Origin of the sequence: Microcoleus sp. B4-C1 (genome assembly GCF_036705285.1) — a bacterium.
GTDB lineage: Bacteria > Cyanobacteriota > Cyanobacteriia > Cyanobacteriales > Microcoleaceae > Microcoleus.
On the sequence record NZ_JAUBUC010000039.1, the window covers coordinates 53,813 to 63,674 of the forward strand.

Consider the following 9,862-nt stretch of genomic DNA (forward strand, 5'->3'; position numbering starts at 1 on the left):
TGTCGGTGTACCTGTCGGCGTCGGCGTACCTGTCGGCGTCGGCGTACCTGTCGGCGTCGGTGTCGGAGTTGGCGTACCTGTAGGTGTCGGAGTTGGCGTACCTGTCGGCGTCGGTGTCGGAGTTGGCGTACCTGTCGGCGTCGGAGTTGGCGTACCTGTAGGTGTCGGAGTTGGCGTACCTGTAGGCGTCGGAGTTGGTGTACCTGTCGGCGTCGGCGAGGGACTGGGATCGGGTGTTGGTGTACCTGTCGGCGTCGGCGAGGGACTGGGATCGGGTGTCGGCGTACCTGTCGGCGTCGTATCTACAATAGTCAAACTCGCCGTATTCTGAGTTCCCAAACTCGCACCATTTGTGGGATTGCTCAAGCTGAGATTGAGCGTTTCATTCCCTTCTAATAACGTGTCGTCAGTAATGAGAATACTGAAAGTTTTGGTGGTTTCGCCAGAGAGAAAGTTGAACGTACCCGACGTTGCAGTGTAGTCGCTTCCGGCGGTGGCGCTACCGTCAGAAGTGCTGTAACTGACAGAGGCGGAAACATTGCTGCCGCCTGTACGATTAACCGTAATTGTTTGGGTTGCGCCGTTTTCATTAACGCTGTAAGTGCCGCTGCTGAAATTAAATGTTCCCGGCGCGAATACATCGTTGTCTGCGATCGCCACTGAAGCCGTTTCAGTACCAGCAGTCCCCAAATTGTAACCAGCCGCAGCGACTAAAGTCAGCTTCACAGCCTCGCTGCTTTCAACAATTGTGTCGTCAACTGGAGTAATAGTAACATCTGCAAAAGATTGACCCGCCGGAATGATAATGCTGCCCGTTAAATTCGGCGTGAAATCATCGCTTGTGGCAAAGCCGGTACCGCTAGCAGTAGTATAATTCACTGTCAGCGGCAGGCTGGTACTGCCCGATCGCGCGATGCGGAAAATACCCGGATTTCCAGATTCGGCTGCAGCTGCGTCTGTAGCAGTAATAGTTACCGTCGGCAATGGAATGTTAAACCGGGCGACACTCGGATCGTGGTCGCTATCTTGGTCGGCAAATTCTGAGTTGATGTGAACTACATCAAATCCGGCTAAATTGGTGGCTAAGTTATTGCTAGCTAAGATGTGGTCGAGAACCTGCGCGTTGCCTTGGAAATTGTAAGTATAGCGCTCATTTTCCGGCAAAGTTTCGATTAAATTTTGCAGCACAGCAGTGCCGCTACCGCCCGGAATTCCCCGGACAACATTCAGCGGTTCGGAAAATTGGAAATCGTTCAAATCTCCGGCAACAATTACATTCGCATTGGCATCTACTGCCAAAATGCTATCGACAAAATTGTTGACAATTTGTGCTTGTTGCAGGCGCTGAGTTTCGCTGGTGAGAACAGGTGGTTGAGTGGGGCCGTAAAGCGGTTGGTCGCCGCCTTTTGAGTTGAAGTGATTGACAATCACAAATACTGACTGGCCGTTGAATAGAAATTCCCCGACTAGAGGCTTGCGGCTGCTGTTAAATGCTGCATTGGTCGGGTCAATTCTGCCGGGACTTGCTGACAGTGCCGGGGCGCCGCTGACGGTGTTAACTGTAGTTGCGGTTGTGGAAGTGCCGCCCGGGCGATCGACAAAAGTAACGCGGCTGGGATTGAACAAAAATCCGACGCGAATATTGCCGCCCGGTTCGCCGCCGTCTTGGTTGTTTACCGGGTTAATTTGCCGGAATTCATAAGTCGGGCCGCCCGCAGCTTGAATTGCGGAAATTAAGGTGTTGTAAGTTGTATCCGCCGCAACTACACCGTCATTAGTCGCGCCGTTGTTGTCTTGAATTTCCTCGATATTGATAATGTCAGGACTTTTGAGGTTAGTGACAATTCGACTCGCTAGTGCAGGGAATTTGGCGGTATCGCCGGGGTCTAAATTCTCGACGTTGAAGTTGCCGACTGTCAGTTGATTGGCATTTCCAGTTAAGTTTGTCACTTCCTTGGTCAGTCCGCCGGAAATGACGCTGGATTGAGGAATTTGAGCAGTATTTAAAAGCTCGTAATTGCTGAAACTGTAACCGATAACGCCTGAGACAGTACCCAATTTGTCCCCAACATCAGTCAGAGGCGAGAGACTTGTATTGCTGGGAGGATTGAGCAGAGTATCGTCAATTTGAATGCGTTCTGGGTTAAAATCGGTAGCAGAAACGGCAATCCCGCCGCGACTTGTTCGGCCGGTAGCATTCGCACCGTTATCCGCCAAAACGTAGAATTCGCCAAAGTTGTTTGTGGGGCCGACAACAACCGGATTGTTGACTTGCACGAGCATTCCTTCTAAACTTTCGTAGAAGTCAATGCCTTCCGTTGTCGGGTCGAAATCGCCTCCTGTTTCGACATTTCCAGCAGCAGTGAAATCGTTTTGAATGGAGGTTGTCGGTTGAATGCGGCCGCCGTTGCCGATAATAGTTGGAGTAATTGTTCCTAAAGGTGCGATCGCCCCTAAAGCAGCCCCAGAAACCGTAGCGTTAATTTGGGTAGTAGTAAGATTGGTGGCGTTGTTAGCGGGGCGGAATTCGTCAACTCGACCAGTTACCTGTACCGATTGTCCGACAGTAGGATTGGGTATTGTCGAACTTCCCAGGAACACAAAAACCGCTTCCGATGTAGAATTTGGATTAGGCCCGGTGTCGGGAGTCGGGTCTTGCATATAAAAACCGCGACCGCTGCCAGTTATCAGTCCCGTCACTACACCGGGAACATTGGTGACAGTTGTACTTACCAGCGGCGATCGGTGACTGGCTGCTTGAATATCGCGAATGCGAATAATGGCAGGTGCGGCACTGACTGTCGTTGAGACGGCAGCAGTAGAAGAGTTATTAGTTTCGTTGCTTTCTGGAATCGCGCTGCCGGGATCTGCAACCGCCGCACCCGCCGCACTGGTAAGAGTACCCGCAACAGTCGGAGTAACGTTAATTGTAAGGGGAACGCTGCCGCCAGCCGCGATCGCACCTCCTGAAAAAGTAACGACTCCAGCAGCTTGAGTCGCAGTAAAACCCGTACCGCTGGCCGAATTGTAAGTAACGCCCGCAGGTAAAGTGAAGTTGGCGGTAACTCCTGCTGGAGTAGCAGCAGTACCGCTGTTGGTTAATGTTAGCGTGTAGTCGAATGGAGTGTTGACGGTGGCGTTAGCAGGGGCACTGCTAGTGATGGTTAAGTCTGGCTGAGGAGGAGGTGCAACAGTTGTAGTAACGGCAGTAGAAGAGTTATTAGTTTCGCTGGTTTCTGCGATCGCATTCGCCGGATCTGCAACCGCCGCACCTGTCGCACTGGTAAGAGTACCCGCAACAGTCGGAGTAACGTTAACGGTAAGGGGAACGCTGCCGCCAGCCGCGATCGCACCTGTGCCTGTAAAGGTAACAACTCCCCCAGCTTGAGTGACTGTATAACCCGTACCGCTAGCCGAATTGTAAGTAACGTTCGCAGGTAAAGTGAAGTTGGCGGTAACTCCTGCTGGAGTAGCAGCAGTACCGCTGTTGGTTAATGTTAGCGTGTAGTCGAATGGAGTGTTGACGGTGGCGTTAGCAGGGGCACTGCTAGTGATGGTTAAGTCTGGCTCAGAGGTAGCTGCAACAATTGTATTGACGATCGTAGAAGAAGAGTTATTAGTTTCGCTGGTTTCTGCGATCGCATTTCCCGGATCTGCAACCGCCGCACCCGCCGCACTGGTAAGAGTACCCGCAACAGTCGGAGTAACGTTAATTGTAAGGGGAACGCTGCCGCCAGCCGCGATCGCACCTGTGCCTGTAAAGGTAACAACTCCCCCAGCTTGAGTCGCAGTAAAACCCGTACCGCTGGCCGAATTGTAAGTAACGCCCGCAGGTAAAGTGAATTGAGCGCTAACTCCTGTAGCGTTGCCGGTGCCGGCGTTGTTGAGCGTCAGCGTGTAGTCGAATGGAGTGTTGACGGTGGCGTTAGCAGGGGCACTGCTAGTGATGGTTAAGTCTGGCTCAGAGGTAGCTGCAACAATTGTATTGACGATCGTAGAAGAAGAGTTATTAGTTTCGCTGGTTTCTGCGATCGCATTCGCCGGATCTGCAACCGCCGCACCCGCCGCACTGGTAAGAGTACCCGCAACAGTCGGAGTAACGTTAATTGTAAGGGGAACGGTGCCGCCAGCCGCGATCGCACCTCCTGAAAAAGTAACGACTCCAGCAGCTTGAGTCGCAGTAAAACCCGTACCGCTGGCCGAATTGTAAGTAACGCCCCCAGGTAAAGTGAATTGAGCGCTAACTCCTGTAGCGTTGCCGGTGCCGCTGTTGGTTAATGTCAGCGTGTAGTCGAAGGGAGTGCTGACGGTGGCGTTAGCAGGGGCGCTGCTCGTGATGGTTAAGTCTGGCTGAGCAGGTAGGGAGAGGGAAAAATCATCGATCGCCAAGCCGTGATCGTTACCTGAGTCGTTACGCTCAACCCAACGAAACCACAATGTGTTGTTATTTGCCCAGTTTAAGCCAGTGAGCGCTCCACCTCGACCAGCTACTTGACCGGCCACATTACCATCAACCGCAGCAGCGGTAGTAGTTGCAACGGGAGAAGTCCAATCAAAGTTTCCACCGGGTACAGTCCAAGTTACGCTATCAAACGTTGCTCCTAATCCATACTCTAAAACCATTGGTTGGGCAGTAGCATTCCCATTGTTGCGCCATTGTTCACCATTAAAGGAAACATTTAGGCTATTGATTGTTGAACCAGTCGTATTTGTTGCAGAAAAAGCAATCCATCCTGCAATATTTCCTGATGTCGGACTACCAAAATAAGCGCCTCCTGAACCAAGTCCCCCCAATGCGCGATCGGTGGAGCTTGTTGAGCCATAACTATAAAAATTTCCGGTACCAATAGCTCCATTATTTGCGGTGTAGGCGGTAATAGCCGTAGCAGCAGGAGTAGCAGGTTGACGGTAAAGAAACCATCCAGGAAGCGTAGTATCGTTAGTCCAAGTAGGTGTACCTGTGTTTGCTAAAGAGTCAAAATTTTGAGTGTACGATCCGGCAAAATTAACTGGCATTGCTACTATTCCTAATTACTTTAAAATTACCTAAGCCTATTGCCCTAAGCAGGGCTAATAGGATTTAGTCAAATTGAAAATTTCAGCCTAAAGCTAGGTGCGTAGAGACGCTAAAAAGCTAACTCCTCCGCAGCAGTTACTTGCAAATATTCGCCAAGGCTACCAGCACCGCTTGGGTCTGCTTGATAACCAGATAGAGGTAATCTTTGTTGACATAACGACTTAACCCGCTAGATTGACGCATCCATTCCAACCTCTGAAGGTTGATACTACCACCCTAAAGTTAAGAAATGATAACTGTTTTTATAAATAAATGTTAAATTAATCAAAAATCGAGCGATCGCTTCTTTGCCAAATTATAGCTAATCCAGCCAAACCCAACAATACAGCCATCAGCCGATCGCCCCAGCGCATCTCTAACGAAATATCCACTCTTCTCATCTATCTGCCCCTACCTTACTGCGGGCGCACTACAAGTTTATAGCATTTTCAGCGGCAATAAGGACGATCGGTGCGATCGTAATCTTGTGTTATTGCACCTGAATTCGAGTATTTAGGCTCAAATAGTTCGGAAATCGTCAACACCAATTAAGCTGGCGCTGACTGCTATCAACGAATCAATTACTTCTCTACTTCCCTTAATCTTAATCAGCGCATTGTTATTATTCTAAGTTATTTATTACTGCTTGAAAATTACACATCCCAACACTTACAGCGTATTCCACATTTATGAAGTACACCCGCCATCCTTGGCTCCCCGTAGAGACACGGCAGTGCCGTGTCCCTACACTTCACAAACCTGGAATACGCTGTATATAAAATCCTGACGTTTAACAAAATCAGAGATAATCAAGACTTACGCACTCCGACCCCTCGAAACCGGGTTTTTTACCTAATCTGCGGGTTATAACGCGTCTTTTCGTAAAAAACCCGGTTTCTGGGCCCCGATGCGAAGTATCCTCGCCCCAACCTGCGAAAATTATCGACAACTTTATCTAAAAATATAGCTAAAACAAGAGACATATCCAATAATTGTGGAACAGGCATCCTGCCTGTTCAAAGCTGGCAATTCTTACGATGTCTAATAAACTTTACAAGCGTTTAACAAGTATCCACCGCAACTCTAACGGCGGTGTTTGTTCCACAGAAAATAAATCCCGCCCGCTGGCCCAACTGACAAACCAAGGTGTCGGCGGCCACGCAGAGTCAGGCAAATGTTTTTGTTCGTATTCAATCACCGATTCATCGGAAATAATTTCTAACGGCAAACCCTCTATTGCTGCTTGCAATTCTTGTCTGGTAATCAGATAAGACCAACACAATTCAGACATTTGTTTTGCCATCTCATCGGGTTCGTACCCATCTACAGCTAAGAAAGCACTGAATAAAATAAACCCGCCACTTAAAACAGCATCGGACATTTTGCCGAGGAAAAGACGAATTTGTTCGGGGTAGCGGAAATGAGAGAGAACTTCGGTAGCAATGGCTAATTTGTACCGATAAGTTTTCATCCTCAATAATGGGTCTAAAACGTCGCCTTGGGTGACATTTATCGGCAAGTTTTCGGCGGTGGCTGCTGCTGATAGTTTTTCGGCAAATATGGGTGTTAGTTCGATCGCATCCACAGAATGGCCTAACCTTGCTAAAGGCAGACTATTGCGCCCTGGGCCCGCACCAACATCTAAAATAGGTGCTTTTCCCGGTTCGCCTAATTCGGCGGCAATGGCGATGACTTTGGCATCGGGATGGCTGCCGAATAAAGGTTCGGGGCGAATATCCGGCCAGCTATGATATTTCTGGGCCATTGATTCGACTTGAATCTTGGTATTCAGAGTAATGCCGCCGGCTAAACCGGTTTGGGAATTGGCGGGAAAATAGGAGACTATTAGATTAGCGTGGGGGGAATTTTTGAATCCTTCTGCTAAGGCGTTGGCGATTAATGTTCGCAAGTTTTCGGCTTGGGCAGCGTCGATGTTTTGTCCGAGAATGTTTAAGAAGTCTGACAGTAATTTAAGATAGTCGTCTAGCATCGATGGCAAGCAAGGCAGATAGAATTCTCCCTTGAGGCCGATGCTCCTTTTGAGCCTTTCTTTGAGAATTAATTTCAGGCGATTAGAGTCTGTCAGCGGCGGGCCTGTTTCGGGTGATTCGCTGACAGGCAATTCCGGGGAAGATGCAGCACTGGTAAGGTTTTTAGTCACAATATTTTTGATTAGATTCAGCAATAAGTGCGATCGCACCGAGCATAATCTTGTGCTCTTGCACCTGAATTCGAGCGTGCAGTGTTTCTGCGGTATCATCAGGCAATACCGGCACCGCAGCCTGCATTAAAATCGGCCCGCTGTCTACTTCTAAACGGGCGATATGCACCGTACATCCGGTGATTTTAACCTTAGCGGCTAGTGCTTGCTCGACGGCGCGAATTCCTGGGAAACTCGGCAGTAAGCTGGGGTGAATGTTAATAACGCGATCGGGAAAAGCATCAAACAAAACTGTGGTAACAATTCGCATCCAACCCGCCATCACTACCCATTCTACATCATACTCTTGAAAAGTTTTGACAATTTTTGTATCTAATTCTTCGCGACTTTTGCAGTCGCGGTGATTGAGAAGAATCGAGGGAATGCCGTATTTTTCGGCTCTGGCTGCGGCTTTGGCTTCGGGGTTGTTGTAAATTAATACTGGGATTTTAGCGTTGAGTTGTTGGTTTTGGATGGCTTGGGAAATTACCTCGAAGTTGCTGCCGCTTCCAGATGCTAAAACTCCTAATTTTAATGGAGGATGGGTAGGAGCGATTGAACTTTGACCAATCTCAGGAGAAATCAGGCTGGCATTGGAATTAACAGATACTGGATTAGCGGTCATAAATGTTATCAAAAATATTCACTCAGATTCTACTACAATATTATCAAAATTATCAAAAAACTCTTCCCTGAGAATCGAATAAATTTTGAGATCCCAATATCTGCCTTTGACAAATAGCTGCTGTCGCAATACCCCTTCCAATTGCATCCCCACTTTTTCCATCACGCGAGCGGAAGCAATATTGTTAACTTCACATCGAGCCATAATTCGATTCAGCAACATCTCCCGAAAGCCGAATTCAATCACTGCATTAACAGCCTCGCTCATGTATCCTTCGCCCCAATAGCTCCTAGAAAGTGCGTAGCCAATTTCCGCGCGGCTGTGCGTCATGCTCCATTCCACAAATCCGCAAGTTCCGATAAACTTTTTCTCGACTTTGTGGACAATTCCCCAATCTACAAGCTCTCGTCTTTTGTACATTTTTGTAAGTGACCTGAGAAAGTATTTAGTGTCTTCGATCGAGGTGTGAGTTGACCACATTGTGTATTGTGATACTTCGGGATTTGAGGCATACTCAAACATATCGCTGGCATCGTTTAAGGTAATTTTTCGGAGCAGGAGCCTTTCAGTTTCTATAGTGGGTAAATGAGCTAATATATCGAGAAGGTTCATTTTGACATTGACCTATATTGTGATACCATTTAAAACTAAAAGCTAAAATTTACAAGCCAATGGTTCGGATTAAATTTGGGCGTTTTAACTGGTTGGATAATGATGCGATCGCAGCTTGGACTTTTCTGGCCCCAGCTTTGCTGTTTCTGGGTACTTTTTTGATTTGGCCGATCGCCTATTTATTTTACCTCAGCTTTACCAGCGGCAGCTTTACCCAGTCGGGAGTGCGTTGGATTGGCTTCAACAACTACTTGCGTCTAGTCACAAACCCGGATTTCTGGCAAATTCTCCAAAATACGCTCTATTTTACTACTGCAACAGTCATTCCCAGTTTAGTGATTCCTTTGGGTTTGGCAGTTTTGCTAAATCGCTCGTTTGCTTGGCGAGGAGCTCTCCGCACCGCTTATTTTATTCCTTCGATTACCTCTTTAGTTGCAGTTGGCTTGGGTTGGCGGTGGTTGTTTCAAACCGAAGGCCCGGTGAATAATGCCCTAAGTGCGATCGGCTTAAATCCAATTCCTTGGCTGAGTAGCACAGTTTGGGCAATGCCTGTGATAATTCTGCTGAGTGTTTGGAAACAATTAGGCTTTAATATGGTAGTATTTTTAGCAGGATTACAAGCAATTCCGGTAAATCGTTACGAAGCCGCAGAATTGGATGGAGCTAATGCTTGGCAGCAATTTTTGTACATCACTTTACCCGGTTTGCGGCCGACTTTAGTATTTGCTACTGTTACTACTGCTATTTTTACCCTGCGGAGTTTCGAGCAAGTTTACGTCATCACCGGCGGCGGCCCTTTAAACTCTACTAATTTGCTAGTTTATTATATTTACGAGCAAGCTTTTTCGCAATTTGATTTTGGCTATGCAGCCGCAGCGGCAACTTTCCTGATGGCTATAGCTTTGATATTAGTCTATTTACAACTAAAAGTGTGGGGCGAAGATGCTTGATATCACGTCCAGTAGCATCCTTCGTGTATGGGCGGGTTTACGAGATTGTTTGTTTTAGGCAATTATTATTGGTAAAACCCGCCCATACGAGCGCGCAAATTATACAATTAACCATCCCCAAGGGTAGGGAATCGGCCTTATTTAATTCTGATGCCACCGAAAACACTTCAAAAAAGCCTGCAAAGTCCAGTACCTCCACATCATCGAACATTAAAATAGCTACCTTCCTACTTGCCATAAGACCTACTTCTGATAGAGGCAAAAAATATCGGCGATTTGTTATCGTAGAATTGGTATAATTTAAATTATTAAAGCTATGCCGAAAAATATTCGCCATCGCGCCCCATTGGTAACAAGTTAGAACGGAGTAGATTTTGTCAATACCCCTTTATGTAGAAATATAATTGAATAATAATGAT

5 protein-coding genes are annotated in these 9,862 nt (G+C 47.6%); 1 reads left to right on the forward strand and 4 read right to left on the reverse strand.

The window, feature by feature from the left end:
* The 4 genes from QUB26_RS17050 to QUB26_RS17065 form a co-directional block, all read right to left on the reverse strand.
* Positions 1-5,016: CARDB domain-containing protein (locus tag QUB26_RS17050; RefSeq protein WP_333318948.1), on the reverse strand; the 5,016-nt coding region annotated here is incomplete at its 3' end.
* Between the two features lie 1,091 nt (positions 5,017-6,107).
* Positions 6,108-7,217 carry a class I SAM-dependent methyltransferase gene (locus QUB26_RS17055; RefSeq protein WP_333242659.1) on the reverse strand — a complete coding sequence of 370 codons (1,110 nt, stop codon included), beginning with the start codon at positions 7,215-7,217 and terminating at the stop codon, positions 6,108-6,110.
* On the reverse strand, positions 7,210-7,881 hold the full coding sequence (gene purN, locus QUB26_RS17060) for a phosphoribosylglycinamide formyltransferase (protein WP_333242662.1): 672 nt from the start codon (positions 7,879-7,881) through the stop codon (positions 7,210-7,212). The genes QUB26_RS17055 and purN overlap by 8 nt, the downstream gene beginning before the upstream one ends.
* 18 nt (positions 7,882-7,899) lie before the next feature.
* Positions 7,900-8,493 (reverse strand): GNAT family protein, encoded by a 594-nt coding sequence (locus QUB26_RS17065; RefSeq protein ID WP_333242665.1) that lies wholly within the window; start codon positions 8,491-8,493, stop codon positions 7,900-7,902.
* Between the two features lie 59 nt (positions 8,494-8,552).
* Here QUB26_RS17065 and QUB26_RS17070 point away from each other — a divergent pair, with 59 nt between their 5' ends.
* Positions 8,553-9,443 carry a sugar ABC transporter permease gene (locus tag QUB26_RS17070; protein WP_333242668.1) on the forward strand — a complete coding sequence of 297 codons (891 nt, stop codon included), beginning with the start codon at positions 8,553-8,555 and terminating at the stop codon, positions 9,441-9,443.
* The last annotated feature ends 419 nt before the right edge of the window (positions 9,444-9,862 follow it).